This is a genomic window from Nonomuraea sp. H19 (assembly GCF_052068215.1).
Taxonomy (GTDB): domain Bacteria; phylum Actinomycetota; class Actinomycetes; order Streptosporangiales; family Streptosporangiaceae; genus Nonomuraea.
Genome location: NZ_JBQHCV010000023.1, coordinates 129,755 through 143,733 on the forward strand (window position 1 = coordinate 129,755; position 13,979 = coordinate 143,733).

General features: G+C 69.6%; 17 protein-coding genes. 9 read left to right on the forward strand and 8 right to left on the reverse strand.

Going from position 1 to position 13,979, the window contains the following annotated elements; all coding sequences use genetic code 11:
* Window positions 1-100: 100 nt before the first annotated feature.
* The gene (locus ACTMTI_RS40205; RefSeq protein WP_441126023.1) at window positions 101-832 is read right to left on the reverse strand and encodes a TetR/AcrR family transcriptional regulator; all 732 of its coding nucleotides are present in this window, start codon (window positions 830-832) and stop codon (window positions 101-103) included.
* A 101-nt stretch (window positions 833-933) separates the two neighbouring features.
* On the opposite strand from ACTMTI_RS40205, the gene ACTMTI_RS40210 reads away from it, so the two are divergent.
* The 4 genes from ACTMTI_RS40210 to ACTMTI_RS40225 all read left to right on the forward strand — a co-directional run bounded on the left by ACTMTI_RS40210 (window position 934) and on the right by ACTMTI_RS40225 (window position 3,525).
* A complete protein-coding gene (locus ACTMTI_RS40210) occupies window positions 934-1,062 on the forward strand; it encodes a hypothetical protein (protein WP_441126024.1) in 129 nt (42 codons plus the stop codon).
* A gap of 1 nt (window position 1,063) precedes the next feature.
* Window positions 1,064-1,816 (forward strand): siderophore-interacting protein, encoded by a 753-nt coding sequence (locus ACTMTI_RS40215; RefSeq protein ID WP_441126025.1) that lies wholly within the window; start codon window positions 1,064-1,066, stop codon window positions 1,814-1,816.
* 35 nt (window positions 1,817-1,851) lie between these two features.
* Window positions 1,852-2,955, forward strand: a complete 1,104-nt coding sequence (locus ACTMTI_RS40220) for an FAD-dependent monooxygenase (RefSeq protein WP_441126026.1) — start codon at window positions 1,852-1,854, stop codon at window positions 2,953-2,955.
* A gap of 123 nt (window positions 2,956-3,078) precedes the next feature.
* Window positions 3,079-3,525, forward strand: a complete 447-nt coding sequence (locus tag ACTMTI_RS40225) for a DUF6640 family protein (protein WP_441126027.1) — start codon at window positions 3,079-3,081, stop codon at window positions 3,523-3,525.
* A gap of 15 nt (window positions 3,526-3,540) precedes the next feature.
* On the opposite strand, the gene ACTMTI_RS40230 is transcribed toward ACTMTI_RS40225, so the two are convergent.
* On the reverse strand, window positions 3,541-4,425 hold the full coding sequence (locus ACTMTI_RS40230) for a sigma-70 family RNA polymerase sigma factor (protein ID WP_441126028.1): 885 nt from the start codon (window positions 4,423-4,425) through the stop codon (window positions 3,541-3,543).
* 83 nt (window positions 4,426-4,508) lie between these two features.
* Between ACTMTI_RS40230 and ACTMTI_RS40235 the strand changes: the two genes are divergently transcribed.
* The gene (locus tag ACTMTI_RS40235) at window positions 4,509-4,958 is read left to right on the forward strand and encodes a carboxymuconolactone decarboxylase family protein (protein ID WP_441126029.1); all 450 of its coding nucleotides are present in this window, start codon (window positions 4,509-4,511) and stop codon (window positions 4,956-4,958) included.
* A 104-nt stretch (window positions 4,959-5,062) separates the two neighbouring features.
* Here the strand turns inward: ACTMTI_RS40235 and ACTMTI_RS40240 are convergent, their stop codons facing one another.
* Window positions 5,063-5,629 (reverse strand): TOPRIM nucleotidyl transferase/hydrolase domain-containing protein, encoded by a 567-nt coding sequence (locus ACTMTI_RS40240; RefSeq protein WP_441126030.1) that lies wholly within the window; start codon window positions 5,627-5,629, stop codon window positions 5,063-5,065.
* Window positions 5,630-5,842: 213 nt separating this feature from the next.
* On the opposite strand from ACTMTI_RS40240, the gene ACTMTI_RS40245 reads away from it, so the two are divergent.
* On the forward strand, window positions 5,843-6,394 hold the full coding sequence (locus ACTMTI_RS40245; protein WP_441126031.1) for a dihydrofolate reductase family protein: 552 nt from the start codon (window positions 5,843-5,845) through the stop codon (window positions 6,392-6,394).
* A gap of 32 nt (window positions 6,395-6,426) precedes the next feature.
* Here ACTMTI_RS40245 and ACTMTI_RS40250 read toward each other — a convergent pair whose 3' ends face one another.
* Complete coding sequence (locus tag ACTMTI_RS40250; protein WP_441126032.1) at window positions 6,427-6,852, reverse strand: MarR family winged helix-turn-helix transcriptional regulator; 426 nt, start codon at window positions 6,850-6,852, stop codon at window positions 6,427-6,429.
* Window positions 6,853-6,951: 99 nt separating this feature from the next.
* Here ACTMTI_RS40250 and ACTMTI_RS40255 point away from each other — a divergent pair, with 99 nt between their 5' ends.
* The 3 genes from ACTMTI_RS40255 (at window position 6,952) to ACTMTI_RS40265 (ending at window position 10,827) form a co-directional block, all read left to right on the forward strand.
* Window positions 6,952-7,470, forward strand: a complete 519-nt coding sequence (locus tag ACTMTI_RS40255) for an SgcJ/EcaC family oxidoreductase (protein ID WP_441126033.1) — start codon at window positions 6,952-6,954, stop codon at window positions 7,468-7,470.
* Between the two features lie 214 nt (window positions 7,471-7,684).
* Complete coding sequence (locus tag ACTMTI_RS40260) at window positions 7,685-9,481, forward strand: glycosyltransferase (protein ID WP_441126034.1); 1,797 nt, start codon at window positions 7,685-7,687, stop codon at window positions 9,479-9,481.
* 56 nt (window positions 9,482-9,537) lie between these two features.
* The gene (locus tag ACTMTI_RS40265; RefSeq protein WP_441126035.1) at window positions 9,538-10,827 is read left to right on the forward strand and encodes a sensor histidine kinase; all 1,290 of its coding nucleotides are present in this window, start codon (window positions 9,538-9,540) and stop codon (window positions 10,825-10,827) included.
* 18 nt (window positions 10,828-10,845) lie between these two features.
* On the opposite strand, the gene ACTMTI_RS40270 is transcribed toward ACTMTI_RS40265, so the two are convergent.
* From ACTMTI_RS40270 to ACTMTI_RS40285, 4 genes are all read right to left on the reverse strand, one after another.
* Entirely contained in the window at window positions 10,846-11,523 is a 678-nt protein-coding gene (locus tag ACTMTI_RS40270; protein ID WP_441126036.1) for a response regulator transcription factor, read from the reverse strand.
* Window positions 11,524-11,615: 92 nt separating this feature from the next.
* Entirely contained in the window at window positions 11,616-12,611 is a 996-nt protein-coding gene (locus ACTMTI_RS40275) for a BtrH N-terminal domain-containing protein (protein WP_441126037.1), read from the reverse strand.
* A 196-nt stretch (window positions 12,612-12,807) separates the two neighbouring features.
* A complete protein-coding gene (locus ACTMTI_RS40280) occupies window positions 12,808-13,452 on the reverse strand; it encodes a hypothetical protein (RefSeq protein WP_441126038.1) in 645 nt (214 codons plus the stop codon).
* Window positions 13,453-13,617: 165 nt separating this feature from the next.
* Window positions 13,618-13,962: a VOC family protein gene (locus ACTMTI_RS40285; protein ID WP_441126039.1), complete on the reverse strand. Its 345-nt coding sequence runs from the start codon at window positions 13,960-13,962 to the stop codon at window positions 13,618-13,620.
* Window positions 13,963-13,979: the final 17 nt, after the last annotated feature.

The window sequence follows — 13,979 nt, forward strand, 5'->3', positions numbered from 1 at the left end:
ATGCGGCACGTTTCCTTCCGCTATCTGGCGGCAGGTTCGGTACTGGACTGGTTCTCTCACCGGAAGAACGCACCTCGTCCGGGATCAGGAGGCCATCACCCTAGGCGGACGGCTGGCCGGGGTAGTCCAGTGCGAGCATGCCGGCCAGGTCGCGCAGGCATTCCTCGAAGACGGGTTCCACGTTGGAGTAGGCGAAGTCCAGTTGGTGGAGGACTTCCATGCACAGCAGGCCGTACAGCTTGATCCAGCACGCCAGGAAGACGTGGACGGCCTCGGGTGGTAGCCGTTCCTCGATGTCGGTGGAGTAGGCGGTCACCTGCTCGCGCAGCGACTCGGGCAGGCTGTCCAGGTCGGGCACCGGGAACCCGCGCGTCTGCCACAGCTCGACCGTCAGGTCCAGCAGGACCTGCTCGAAACGTTGCGCCGCCTGGTGGCGTGCTGAGTCCCGCTGCCTGTTCGGCGGGGCTATCGGGCTGGCGAATATCCAGCCGAACTCGGCGGGGTGGGTAATGGCCCAGGCGCGCATGGCGCGGCAGACAGCCAGCATCCGATCGCCGACCGGTACGTCGGCGTGGGCGTCTCGGGCCTGTTCCATCGTGGTGGCCAGTTCGCGGAAGAAGTCCGCGGTGACCGCGCCGACCAGGTCGTCGTGGCTGGCGTAGTAGTGGTAGAGGGCCGGGCCGCTCATGCCTATCTCCCGGGCCACCGCGTTGATGGTCACCGCCGCCGATCCCTGCGTGACCAGCAGCCTCCGCACGGCCGCATGGATCTCTTCCAGGGTGGCCTGGCGCAGCCTCTCCCGCCGGCTGGTGGTCGTGCGTGCGGACGTCATCGGACCCTCTTTCGTTCCTTGCCTTGCCGCCGTTGACATCCTAGACCATCTATGTTTCCTTAATGGCTCTAAGCAAATTGAGAGTCATTAAGGAGTCGGACGTGGATTGTCGATGGTGGATCTTGCTCACGGCAGTGCTGCTGGCCGCGGCCACGTGGTGGTGGCTGTCCAGGTCGGCTCACGTACGGCGTGGCGTGCGCGGGCCGAACGGCGAGCGGAAGGACTCCTGACATGCCACGGACGACCCGCAACCCGCTCGCCAGCGTCTTCGGCAAGTACGCCATGGAGGCGACCACCACTCACGTCGAGCAGGTCACGCCCACGATGCGGCGAATCCGGCTCGAGACCGACCAGCCCATCGCCTTTCCCTACACCCCCGGCCAGCACATCAGGATCCAGCTGAACGATCCGCTGTCGGTGTCGGGCATCCTGCGCCCCTCCGAGACGTTACGCACCTACACGATCTGGGACCTCGACCCCGGCAGGCGGGCTATCGAACTGCGCATCCACTTGTACGAGGGCGATGGCATCGGGCTGAGGTGGGCACACAGGGCGCGGCCCGGAGAGGCGGTGACCTTCTGGTGGCCGCAGGGTGACTTCTTCACCCGCGAGGCGGCGTACCACGTGTTCATCGGCGAGGAGACCGCCAGTGCCGCCTTCGGGCCGATGATCCGGGCGCTGGGAGCCTCGGCCGAGGTGTACGGGATCCTGGAGAGCGAGACCTCCGAGCATGACTTGGCCATGCCCGGTACCCACCCACTGCGCCGCGTTCACCGCCATGGCGCGCCGGCCGCCTCCTCCCGGGTTCTGCTCGGGGCGGTCGCCGAGCTCGACCTGCCGGGCAACGCCGGAGCCGCCTACGTGGCCGGTGAGGCCAGGACCTGCCAGATGGTGCGCGACTTTCTCGTCCGCGAGCGCAACTGGCCGCGGACCTCGATCAAGGTCAAGCCGTTCTGGACGCCGGGCAAGCGAGGCCTGCACTAACCCGGCTCCACTACGACCACACGGGAGATTCAGCAGTGAAAGCGATCATCGTGGGTGGCGGCATCGGCGGGCTCGCCGCAGCCGCCGCCTTCCATCAGCGTGGCTGGCAGGTGGAGGTTGTCGAGCGCGCCCCCGAGTTCACCGAGGTGGGCGCGGGACTGGCGATACAGCCCAACGGGCTGCGCGCGCTGGACACGCTCGGTCTCGGCGATTCCCTGCGCACCGGGCACCTGGCCGATCCGCCCGCAGGCATCCGGCGCAAGAGCGGGAGCTGGCTGATCCGCAACGACATCGACGACCTGAAACGCCGGTTCGGGCAATGGGTGACGGTGCACCGGGCCGACCTGGTCGACCTGCTGCGAGCCGCCGTACCCGCGGAGGCTCTGCGGCCCGGCATCGACGTACACGACGTGCGACCCGACGGCACGGTCATCCACAGCAGCGGCACCTCCACCGCGGATCTCGTGGTGGGCGCCGACGGCGTGCACAGCGTGACCCGGCGATCCATCTGGCCACACGTGCCCGGACCCCGCTACGTCGGGTACACCACCTGGCGCCTCATCGCTCCGCCGCAGCCCGTCGAAGGAAGCGTGGAAACCTGGGGGAGGGGCGATCGGTTCGGGCATGTGCCGATGCCCGACGGCCGCGTCTACTGCTACATGATGGCCAACGCCCCCGCCGGCTCCCGCAGCGGCCTGGACGAGCTGCGCGAACGCTTCGCGCGCTGGCACGAACCCATCCCCGCGCTGCTGAACTCCGCGCGCGAGGACGCGGCGCTGCAACACGACACCTACGAGCTGCCGAACCTGCGCACCTACGTCTCCGGGAAGGTCGCGATCCTCGGTGACGCCGCGCACGCCATGACCCCCAATCTGGGGCAGGGCGCCTGCCAGGCACTTGAAGACGCGGTCACGCTCGCGGCCGCCGTGGACAGGCTGGGCGTGGGCGCAGGGCTGCAGGCGTACGACCGCGCCCGCCGGCCGCGCACCCAGATGATCGTCCGCCGCTCCCGCCAGGCCGGCGCCGCCGCGCACTGGACGTCCACGACACTGACCGGCCTGCGGGACGCGGCCATGCCCCTCCTGCCCAAGTCGGTCTTCGACCGCTCGCTCACACCCGCCTTCACCTGGACGATCTGAGGCGCCCGCCCGCATGGACGCCTCACCCGCGCCCGCGTTCTCACCGGTGGGGCGCGGGCTCCGGAAACGAAACACACCGCCGAACGCCACCGAAACCCTCGAAAGCCAGAAAGGTCACCACCTATGCCATTTTCCCGGGCCGTGATCGCCTCCATCGGGATGATCACGATGGTCAGCGCCGTGCTGGCCGACCTGGTCATCCCCGACCTGGCGGCGCAGCACGCGTTCAACGCCGGTTGGCCGCCCCACGCCAAGTTCCACGACGCCCAGTACATGGTGATGACGGTGCTCCTCGGCCTCATCGGCCTGGTGCTCGCCGTACGGCAGGGCCGGAACATGCGGGCGCGGTTGCTCTGCGCCGCCGCGATCCTGGCCACTCCCTGGCTCGGCATGTTCGGAGCGCTCCTGTTCCCCGGCACCGCCACCTACGACCCGGAGTTCGCCGATCGGACCGTCTTCGTCCTCGGTCTGCACGGGCAGGTCTTCATGGCGCTTGTCCTGGTCGTGGCCCTGCTCGGAGCGGCAGCGGCGGCCTGGCGCATGCCTGACGACTCCGCCGCTCGATTGTGAACCGCCATCAGTGACTCACCCCGGATCCGGCAGGTCCATCGACGCGAGCCTGGCCGGGTCGATCACGACCGCGATGCCGGCGATCCGGCCGTCGACGACGGTGAACGCGAGGACCGAGAGCGGGGCGCCGTCCTCGCGCCAAGATACGAAACCGGGAAGGCCGTTGACGAGCACCGCTCGCCCTCGCGCGGCTGCGCCGGCGGCCAAACGGTGTTGCGCGCCGGCGGCGACCTCGGTGGCGCCGAGGACGACGATCACACCATCGGGGGTGTCGACGGTCAGCCTCACCTCGGGGTCGAGCACGCGCAGCAACCCCTCGAAGTCGCCGCGGTGAGCCGCCGCCAGGAAGGCCTGGACCACCTCTCGCTGCTCCCGTCCGGCGACCGTCGGCCGCTCGGTCGCCTGCACCTTCCTGCGGGCGCGGCTGGCGAGCATCTTGGTGGCGTCGGTGGACTTGCCGAGGATCTGGCCGATCTCGTTGAACGGCACCGCGAACAGATCGTGCAGCACGAACGCCAGCCGCTCGCTCGGGCCGAGCGATTCGAGGACGACGAGGAGCGCGAGCCCGACCGAGTCGGCGAGCGCCACGTCGTCCTCTGGCGCGGGGCCGTCGTCGACCGTCACTACGAGGTCGGGCAGCCGGTCGTCGTAGGACGCCTCAGGGTGGGTCTGGCGTGATCGCAGGACGTCGAGGCTGATCCGGCCGACCACCGTGGTCAGCCAGCCGGCGAAGTTGTGGATGGTCGCCGGGTCCTGGCGGGAGAGCCGCAGCCAGGCCTCCTGGACCACGTCCTCGGCGTCGGCGTGTGATCCGAGCATGCGGTAGGCGACCGCGCGCAGCCGGTCGCGCTGGGCCTCGAACGCCTCGGCCACCAGGTTCGTCGGGCTGGTGTCGGACATGTTGTTACCTTCCTCAGATCTGCTCCGTCATTGGTCATGACGGGCCCGGACGGGCACAGGTAACCGATGAAGGAGCAAGACCGATGGAAGCACGTATGAAGAGCGCGGCGAGCCCCGAGGTGATGACGGCGATCCAGGGCCTCTACAAGGTGATGTACTCCGGCGGCGTCGACCCGCGCGTAATGGAGTTGGTCCACCTGCGGGCCAGCCAGATCAACGGCTGCAGCCCGTGCGTATTCGCCGGGGTCGCGTCGGCCAAGAAGCACGGAGAGACCGACGAGCGGTTGCACAACGTGGTCACGTGGCGCGAGACGCCCTTCTTCACCGAGGCGGAGCGGGCAGCGCTCGCGCTGACCGAGGCCGCCACCCGGATCCAGGACGGCGCGCCGGGCGTGACCGACGAGATCTGGGACGCAGCCGCCGCGCACTTCGACGAGAAGCAGCTGTCCGCGATCATTCTGGACATCGCGCTGACCAACTTCTTCAACCGGATCAACCGCACGATCCGGGAGCAGGCCGGCAAGACCTGGTGAGCTGGGCGGGGCGTCATCCGCCCGGGGGGCGCGCCTCCCCGAAATCAAGAGATGACGCCCCGCCGACCGAGACGCCAAAGCACGCCGATCCACTATTCCTCTACCTAGGCCGATAGGTGGGCCAGCAGCATATCCAGCGGCCGCGGCACGCGATCGAGATCGAGTGCCGCGACGAGCAGGGCAGAGTAGCGGATCTTGCGGCCACTGCCTGATCCCATGAACCGGCGCAGCTGGTCGTGAGCGGTGCCCTCGCGCCACGCGGGTTGCCTCTGGAGCGTGCGAAATGAGCGGAGCTCGCCCTCGGCATCGAGAACGCGCTCAACCGTGGCGGTGCCGAGGGCGCGGATCAGCTCGTCTTCCAGGTCAGCGACGCACACGAAAAATCCGAGCGCCTCCAGATCGCTTCGGCTGAGATCGGATCCAAGGCCGGCGCGCTCGAGAACCCTCCGGAAGTCGCCTTCCTCCCTGACGTCGCACAGACCGGCCAGCCGGAGATTGCGACCGGGAGGGCCGAACCTGCCGACATACGTCCCGATGTTCGTGGCACCGCCCATCGCCACAAGGGAGATGCCTTCGGCCGCCAGGTTCCGGCCACGGCGCTCGGCCAGCGCTTCGACGGCCGACTTATCACTGACTCCCTCGACCAGGACCACGGTATGCGTGTCGCTCACGAGCCCAGCCTCGCACCGAACCTGGAGAGGTTCATCCCCTTTTACGCGGTGGAAGGTCGCCAGCCCCGGATCACGGTCTCCGACTGCCGAATGGAGATCCTTGTGACGTCGCCGCGTGAGCCTCCGTAAGGTCTCCTGAAGCGAAGCGTAAGCGGCACCGGGCAGAGTTCTGGTTGTCGAACGAAGTGCCCATACAGCCAGGAGAAACTCAAGATGCGCAAGATCATCAACTCGACCTACATCAGCCTCGACGGCGTCATCGAGGACCCTTCGTGGACCACACCGTACTTCGACGACGAGGCCGCCGCCTTCGCCGGCGAGCAGACGGCCGCGGCCGACGCGCTGCTGATGGGCCGGCGCACCTACGAGGGCTTCGCGGCCGTCTGGCCGAACCAGGACGAGAGTGACCCGAGCACCGGCGCGGCCTATTTCAACAACGTCAAGAAGTACGTCGCCTCGACCACCCTCACCAATCCGGAGTGGAACAACAGCGAGGTGCTGCAGGGCGACCTGATCGAGGCGGTCACCAGGCTGAAGGCCCAGGAGGGCAAGGACATCCTGATGTACGGCTACGGCGCCGTCACCCACGCCCTGGTCAAGGCGGGCCTGGTGGACGAGGTCCGATTCTGGATCACCCCGGTGTTCGTGGGCGGCCCGTCGTTCTCCGCACCGCTGAGCGACGTCGAGACGACGCTGACCCTGGCCGGCACCAAGGTCATGAAGGGCGGCGTGATCATCGCCACCTACACGCCGGCCGCCCGGTAGGCGGACCGGTCAGATCTTTGCCCGGTCCCAGCTCACGACATGGCCCTGACGCGGGCGGCCTGCTCCTCTTGGACTTTGCGGGCAGTACGCAGGAAATCGAGGATGACGGCCAGTTCGTCCTGGCCGTACTCCTGCAGCGCCTGGGCGCCCGCCTGTCCGACCGGGACGAAGATCTCGGCCTCGGCCGAGCGGGCGGCGTCGGTCGCGGCGACCAGGACGCGGCGGCGGTTGCCCGGATCGGGGGAACGGGACACCATGCCTGCGCGTTCCAGCCGGTCGATGACCGTGGTGGTAGCCGCTGGGCTGAGCTTCAGCGCGACGCTGATCTGGCCCGCAGGCACTGGGCCCTCGGCCAGCACCACGTCGAGGCAGCGCAGGTCGGTGCGGTTGAGGCCGAGCCGGGCGGCGGCCGCCTCGTCGAAGGCGTCGAAGCTCTGTTGCAGCTGTCGGAGCTGCATGGCGATCTCTCCAATGACGGCATGTTTCGACATTCGAAGCTTTCTGCTATCGTACATTTCGTTGGTCGAAACGACGATATCATCTGCGGAGGCACCACCATGCGCTCAGCCACCCTTACCGCCCCCACCCCCGGCACACGAACCAGCGACACCGCTCAGATCGAAAGGCTCTTCGCCGACTTCCTGGCGGCCTGGACGGCGGGTGACGCCGAGGCGTTCGGCGCGCTGTTCACCGACGACTCCGACTACGTCTCTTACGACGGCACCATCGCGCGCGGCCGCCGGGAGCACCAGCACAACCACGACAAGCTCTTCCGCGGCGTTCTGGACGGCTCGGCGCTGGTCGGTGATCTGGAGTCGGTCCGCTACCTCGCGCCGGACGTGGCGATCGTGTACGGCACGGCCTCCGTCCTGATGCCGTGGCGATCCACGCTCCCCAAGCGGCGGCTGTCGCGGCAGACCATCGTGGTGGTGCGGACGGAAGCCGGCTGGAAGATCAGCGCCATTCACAACGGCCGCGTCCGCCCCGTCACCGTTCCCGAGCCCGACGCGTTTCCTTCCAAGATGTCCCAGCTGATGGCGCGTATCGCCCACCGACTCGGCTTCGGCCGACGCTGACCCCGCGGGCCCGGCGGACTGCGGCGTCGCATCCGCTTATCGGCGTGGATGGGCCTGCCACGCGATCCGATGCCAGGCCGGCAACAGCACGCACACAAACGGAGATCCTCGACGGCGGCCGTACAGGCGCCTGCCCTGCCTGTGGAGCGAAGGTAAACGCCGCGCTAACCGAATCTTGATTGGCCCCTGACGCGCCCTTGCCTACCGTTCGACTATGCGGTCGAGCAAAGCCAGGTTCCCGGTCCCGATCTCCGTCGCGCTCCTGGTCCTCGGGGGAGTGGTGGGGTTCGCCGCCCGTACGCCCGCGTGGACCGCGGCGGACACGAGCCTGAGCGGGATCGTCCAGTCAGCACGCGAGCCGTGGCTGACCGCGATAGCCCAGGTGCTCAACGTGGCATTCGGCAACGTCGGGGGCACGATCCTGGCCGCCGGCCTCGTCGCGGCGGTCGCCGTCTGGGGACGGCCGCGCACCGCCCGGCGGGTGCTGGTGGTGGTCGCCGCCGGGTGGGGCGTCAGTCTGCTGCTCAAGCTCCTGGTCGACCGGCCCAGGCCGGCCGCGTCCCACGCGCTGGTGCAGGGGCTCGGCTCGGACAGCTTCCCCAGCGGCCATGTATGTCTCACGCTGGCCATCGCGGTCGCTGTCGCGCTGCTCACCTGGAAGACCCGCTGGCGATGGCCCATCGTGGCGGCGGGCGGCCTGCTGGTGATCGGGCAGATGCTGGCGAGGGTCTACCTCGGCGCGCACTATCCCACGGACACCATCGGCTCGATCATCGTGGCCCCGGCCGCCATCCACCTGGCGACGAACGCCCGCAGGCTGGGCCCGTTCCTGCTGCGGGTGGCCAACCGCCGCAGGGTCCGCCTGGCCGGCCCGGCCGGGACGCGGGAGGTGAAGATCCTGCTGCTGCACGCGTACGGCATGGGCGGCACCATCAGGACCGTACTCAACCTCGCGAGCACGCTGTCGGCCGACCACGACGTGGAGATCGTCAGCGTCGTCAAGACCAGGGAACGGCCCTTCTTCCCGATGCCTCCCGGCGTTCGCGTCACCTTCCTGGACGAACGCCCGCGCCGGCACCGCTCGCGCCTGTTGCGCAGCAGGCTCATCCCGCGGGAGGAAACGGCCTATGACCGGTTCGACCTGCGTACCGACCTCGCCCTCCTGCGCTTCCTGCGCGGGCTGCGCACCGGCGTACTGATCACCACGCGTCCCGGGCTCAACCTGGCCGCCGCCCTGCTGGCCCCGCCCGGCGTGATCACCATCGGCCAGGAGCACACCGGCTTCGGCTCGCACAAGCGCCCCGTCCGGAAGATGATCGCCCGCAGGTACGGCAGGCTCGACGCGCTCGTCACCCTGACCGAGGCCGACCTCGGCGCCTACCGTACGGCTCTGGGCTCCCGCGCGCCCCGCCACCTGCTGCGCATCCCCAACGCCACGCCGCCCATCAGCGGCGGGCCGTCGCCTCTGAGCGCCAAGGCCGTCATCGCCATCGGCCGCCTCGCCAAGGTCAAGGGTCACGACCTGCTCCTGCGGGCGTGGGAGCAGGTCAGCGTCGCGCATCCCGGCTGGACGCTGTGCATCGTGGGATCAGGCGTGGAGCGGGCCCGCCTCCTGGCGCTGGTCGCTGAACTCGGCCTGGACTCGGTCGAGCTGCCCGGCCCGTCGCGCGACGTCGGCGCCCAGTTCGACGACGCCTCGCTCTTCGTGCTCAGCTCCCGCCGCGAAGGCTTCCCGATGACCCTCCTGGAGGCGCTGAGCAAGGGCGTGCCCGTGGTCGCCTTCGACTGCCCGCACGGCCCCGGCGAGATCATCACCCACGGCCACGACGGACTCCTCGTACCGCCGCAGGACGTCGACGCCCTGGCCGCGGCGATCGGCCTGCTCCTCGAGAACGAGGACGAGCGCTGCCGGATGGGGCAGGCTGCGCTGCGTACCTCCAGGCAGTACGACCGGGAGGTCATCGGCGGCCGGTGGACCGCGCTGCTGGCGGAGCTGGCGGCCGGTCGCTGACCCGCCGCCATGGCCCAGGTCGCGGGAGGCAGGGACCCGTCTGCCACCCTTGGAGGGTGACAGCGCGGGGCGTGCCGCTGCGGCGGCGGGTGCTGGTGGTGATCGTGAGCGTGACCGCCCTGGCCGTCACGCTCTTCCTGGTGCCGCTGGCGGTCGCGGTGAGCCTGCTCGTCCACGACCAGACCGTGGCCGCCCTGCAACGCGACGCCGCCTGGGTCGCCGCCGCCACCCCCGACGAGCCGGGTACGCCGGTGGAGCTCCCGGCGGGCCTGCCGGGCGACCTGGCCATCGGCGGGTACGACATGTCGGGCACCCGGCTGTTCGGCGACGGCCCGGCCCACTCCGGCCTGGCCGCCGCCAGCAAGGACGGGCGCGTCCACGACACGGTGGAGGGCGGCTTCCTGGCCGTGTCCGCGCCCGTGCCCTCCGACGAGGGCACCGCCGTGGTCATCCGGGTGGCGACGCCGAACTCGCACGTCGAGCACCGTGTCCAGCAGGCGTGGCTGCTGTTGGGCGGGCTCGCGCTGATCGTGATCGCGCTGGCCGCGGGCGTGGCCACGCGCCAGTCCACCAGGCTCGCCGCGCCGCTCGAGCGGCTCACCGCCGCGGCGCAGGCGCTCGGGGGCGGTGACTTCAGCGTTCGCGCGTTCCCTTCCGGGCTGCGCGAAGCCGACGAGGCGGGGCAGGCCCTGGAGTCGACCGCGCGCCGCCTCGGGGCCGTGCTGTCGCGGGAGCGGGCCTTCAGCGCCGACGTGTCCCACCAGCTGCGCACCGGGCTGACCGGCCTGCTGCTCGGCCTCGAATCCGCGCTGTCCCGTCCGGGCGCGGATCTGGAGCCCGCGGTACGGGCCGCGCTGGCGAGGGGCGAGCGGCTGCAGGAGGTGATCGACGATCTCGTACGGCTCAGCCGCGACAACCGCGCGCCTGCCGAGCCGCTCGACCTCTGCGGGCTGATGGAGGAGGTCCGGCAGGAATGGCAGGGCCCGCTGGCCGAGCAGGGGCGCCGCCTGACCATCACCGTGGAGCCGGAGCTGCCACCGACGGCGGCCCAGCCGGCGGCAGTACGGCAGATCCTGCGCGTGCTGCTCGACAACGCGCTGCGTCACGGGGCGGGGGAGGTCGCGGTCACCGTGGCGGACGTGGGGCCCGGGCTGGCCGTCGAGGTGAGCGATCACGGGCCCGGGGTGGCGGAGGGCGTCGACCCGTTCGTCCGGTCGAGCGGCGACAGCCACGGCATCGGGCTGGCGCTGGCCCGCTCGCTGGCCGAGGCGGAGGGCGGCCGGCTGGTGCTCAGCCGGGCCCGGCCGCCGCTGTTCACCCTGCTGCTGCCGGGTCGTGACACCTAGCGCCACGCTGCCGTGAGGTCAGGGCTCGTAGCGGTAGCCGCGGCCCCGTATCGTGACGATCCGCTCCATCCCCTCACCGTGCTGGGCCAGCTTGCGGCGCAGCGCGAACACGTGCACGTCCAGCGTCTTGGTGGGGCCGAACCAGTTCTCCTCCCACACCTCCTCCATGAGCTGCTCGCGGGTCACCACCTCGCCCGCACGGCTGACCAGTGCCGCCAGCAGGTCGAACTCCTTGGGCCGCAACGCCAGCTTCGCCTCCCCGACGTACGCCCGCCGCGCGGGCACGTCGAGCCGGAGCCGCCCGGAGGTCAACATCCGGGCACCCTGCGCCGGGCCGCGTCGCCGCAGGTGGGCGCGGATCCTGGCCATCAGCTCGGTCAACCGGAACGGCTTGGTCAGGTAGTCGTCCGCGCCCGCGTCCAGCGCCACCACGACCTCGAACTCCTGCGTGCGGGCGGTGAGAACCACGATCACCGTGTCCGGCGCCCTCGACCGCAGCTGCCGGCACACGGTGACGCCGTCGACGTCCGGCAGGCCGAGATCCAGCAGGACGAGATCCGGCTGGTGCCGGTCGGCCGCGGCGAGCGCGTCGGCGCCGGACGCGGCCGGCACCGCCTCGTAGCCCTGCGCCACCAGCGCCTCGACCAGCTCGGACCTGATGACCAGGTCGTCCTCCACGACGAGCACGCATGTCATGCGCCCGATCGTACGGATCGTCGGCTCCGAGCCGCCCATTGCCTGGTTACTGGGTGCCCGCAACTGTGGTCAGCTCGCGGACACCTCGTGAGCTACGGCCGGGGTCGCATCTCGCTCAGCACCCGCATGGCATCCATCTCGATGCGCGAAAGGTCGTGGAGGATGACACCGGCCTGCTCGAGGTACGCCGAGTCGCCCCCGTCTCCAGCCTTCGTGATCAAGGCGGCCACGTCCGTCCACAGGGCGGCGGCCTCGGCGTACAGCCGGTGACCTGTGCGAAGGTCGTCATCGTCGATGAGCCCGGCGCACTCGCCGAGGAAGTCACGATAGAGGGCACGGAACAGGGCGCCGCCGGTGCCAGCCTTCTCCATGAGGAGGGCGGCCTGCGGCAGGTCCCGCTTCGGCTCGTCCGTGCGGAGCAGCCACTTGGGCACCTGGCGGGCGGCTTTCTCGATGCCACGATGGCCCAGGTTCGCGATGGGCGCGGCGAGGAAGGCGTCGGCGCAGGCCTTGATCGCGGGGATGATCTGGTCCTGCCAGGAGGGCGGGTGCGCCGGCAGGGTGATGGAGAAGGAGCGGTTCCTGGCGGTCATCGGGCCGCGTTCGGCCCTCGCCATGGCCAGGGTGGTCCGGCTCGTACGCACGGCTCCTCCCTGCTGCGCGGTGTCCACCAGGTAGGCATGGTGCTCGTCGTAGCCGTACATCGCGACGACATGGCCACCGAAGTGCACCTTCGACTGGAAGTAGTCCAGGTGGTAGCAGTCGAGCTGGAGGCCGACCGGTAGTCCGGCATCGATGCGGGCGGACACGTTCTCCCACGCCTTGCGTGGCGAGGTGGTCTCCTCGACCAGCAAGGTCAGCCCCAGCCTGGCGGCCAGGTTCCGGGTGAGGTCGAAGGGCTTGACGCGGCCTCCGAGGAAGGGGAACTCCATGCTCTTGGCGTCCCAATAGATGAAGGACAGACCCGAGCCGAGCCCGAACAGCATGGGCTCGGACAGATCAAGTCCCTCATGCCGCAGCAGCACACCCAGTGCCGTCGTCTCGCAGTGTTGCATGCCGCGAGCCTCGATGCCTTTCACGATGGTCATGCGTCGCTCTCCTCGATAGCCGGGCGATCAGCGGATGCGGGGCCGCTGTCCGGGCCGAACGCCGGAAGTAGCATGATGCCTCCCATAGGGGGAGAGTCCAGCGTTCGATCCCTGTTTCGCAGGGCTGGCTCGGCGAGCTCCGGCTTCCTCGACACGTCGTGGTTGGGACACTCCTCACACGCTCGCGGATGATCTATTACCGGGGCTGTGCGTCCGCTTCGTCGAACAGGTCTTGGAGACTCTGGGCGGTGACCGCGCGGGTGGCCCAGGTTTCGAGTTGGGCGAGGTCGGTGCAGGCGGTGATCCGAACGCGTGTGTCGTCGGGGACGTCAAGGCCGCGGGTGGCCAGCACGAGCAGTACCATCCTGGCAGCCTCCTCGGCCTTGCCTTCCGCTTTACCCTCCGCCTTGCCTTCCGTCTTGCCTTCTTTGCGGCCGCGGCCGAAGTGTTCGCGAGCGAAAGGGCTGTAGACCGGCCATTTGGTGGACGCGGACTTCATGATCTCCTCCATGAGGCGGCGGATCTCGGGCGCGGACATGCTGTAAGCGTATTCATAGTAATCCGGAGCGTGTTCATCGGTCATGTCCGCCAGCGCAGTGGCGAACGCCTCGATGACCTTGCGGTCGCGGCCGTGGACCATGACCGACATGGCTGCAAGGTCCGGGTGGGCGGCGGCTTCCTGGGGGTCGGTGATGGCCGGGATGCCGTCCGGCCCCAGCACCCAGGCCTGCAGACGGTAGCCGGTCAGCCCGGACTCGATCGGCTGTGCGTAGTGGGCGGCGGCCCTGCGGTCGGGGCAGATGACCAGGACCGAGACGTCGCAGCCCACCACCAGACTCACAGATCTTTCGCTCGCTTTTGGAGGGGTTCATGGCCACCGGGATGGTTCTCGTGGAACGCGGCGGCGGTCGGCTACCGGCCCTGAGAACATTGAGCGGCGACCCGAGCGTCAGCGCCCTCCAGGAGCTCAGTCGCCGTCACAGCACGGCGATGCCTCGTTAGTGGCTCAATCACAGACGAAGCAGAACTCGTTGCCTTCCGGGTCGGCCATGACCTGGAAGGACCCCTGATCATCGGTTACGGTCTCGCCGATCCGCGTGGCGCCCAGCCGCAGTGCGTGGGTGGTGGCCGGCTCGATTGCGTCGACCTCGATGTCCAGATGCAGCCGGTTCTTGACGGCCTTGTCCTCGGGGACCCGCTGGAATGCCAGCCGTACGGTCCCGGGTGGTTCGACATGCGACCAGCCCCGGGCGCGATCCACCGGGTCGCCGCCGAGCAGAGCGGCCCAGAAGCGAACCAGGCTCTGTGGGTCCCGGCAGTCCACCACGATCTGCTTTACGCGCGCATGCATGATGGCCAGTGTGGTCT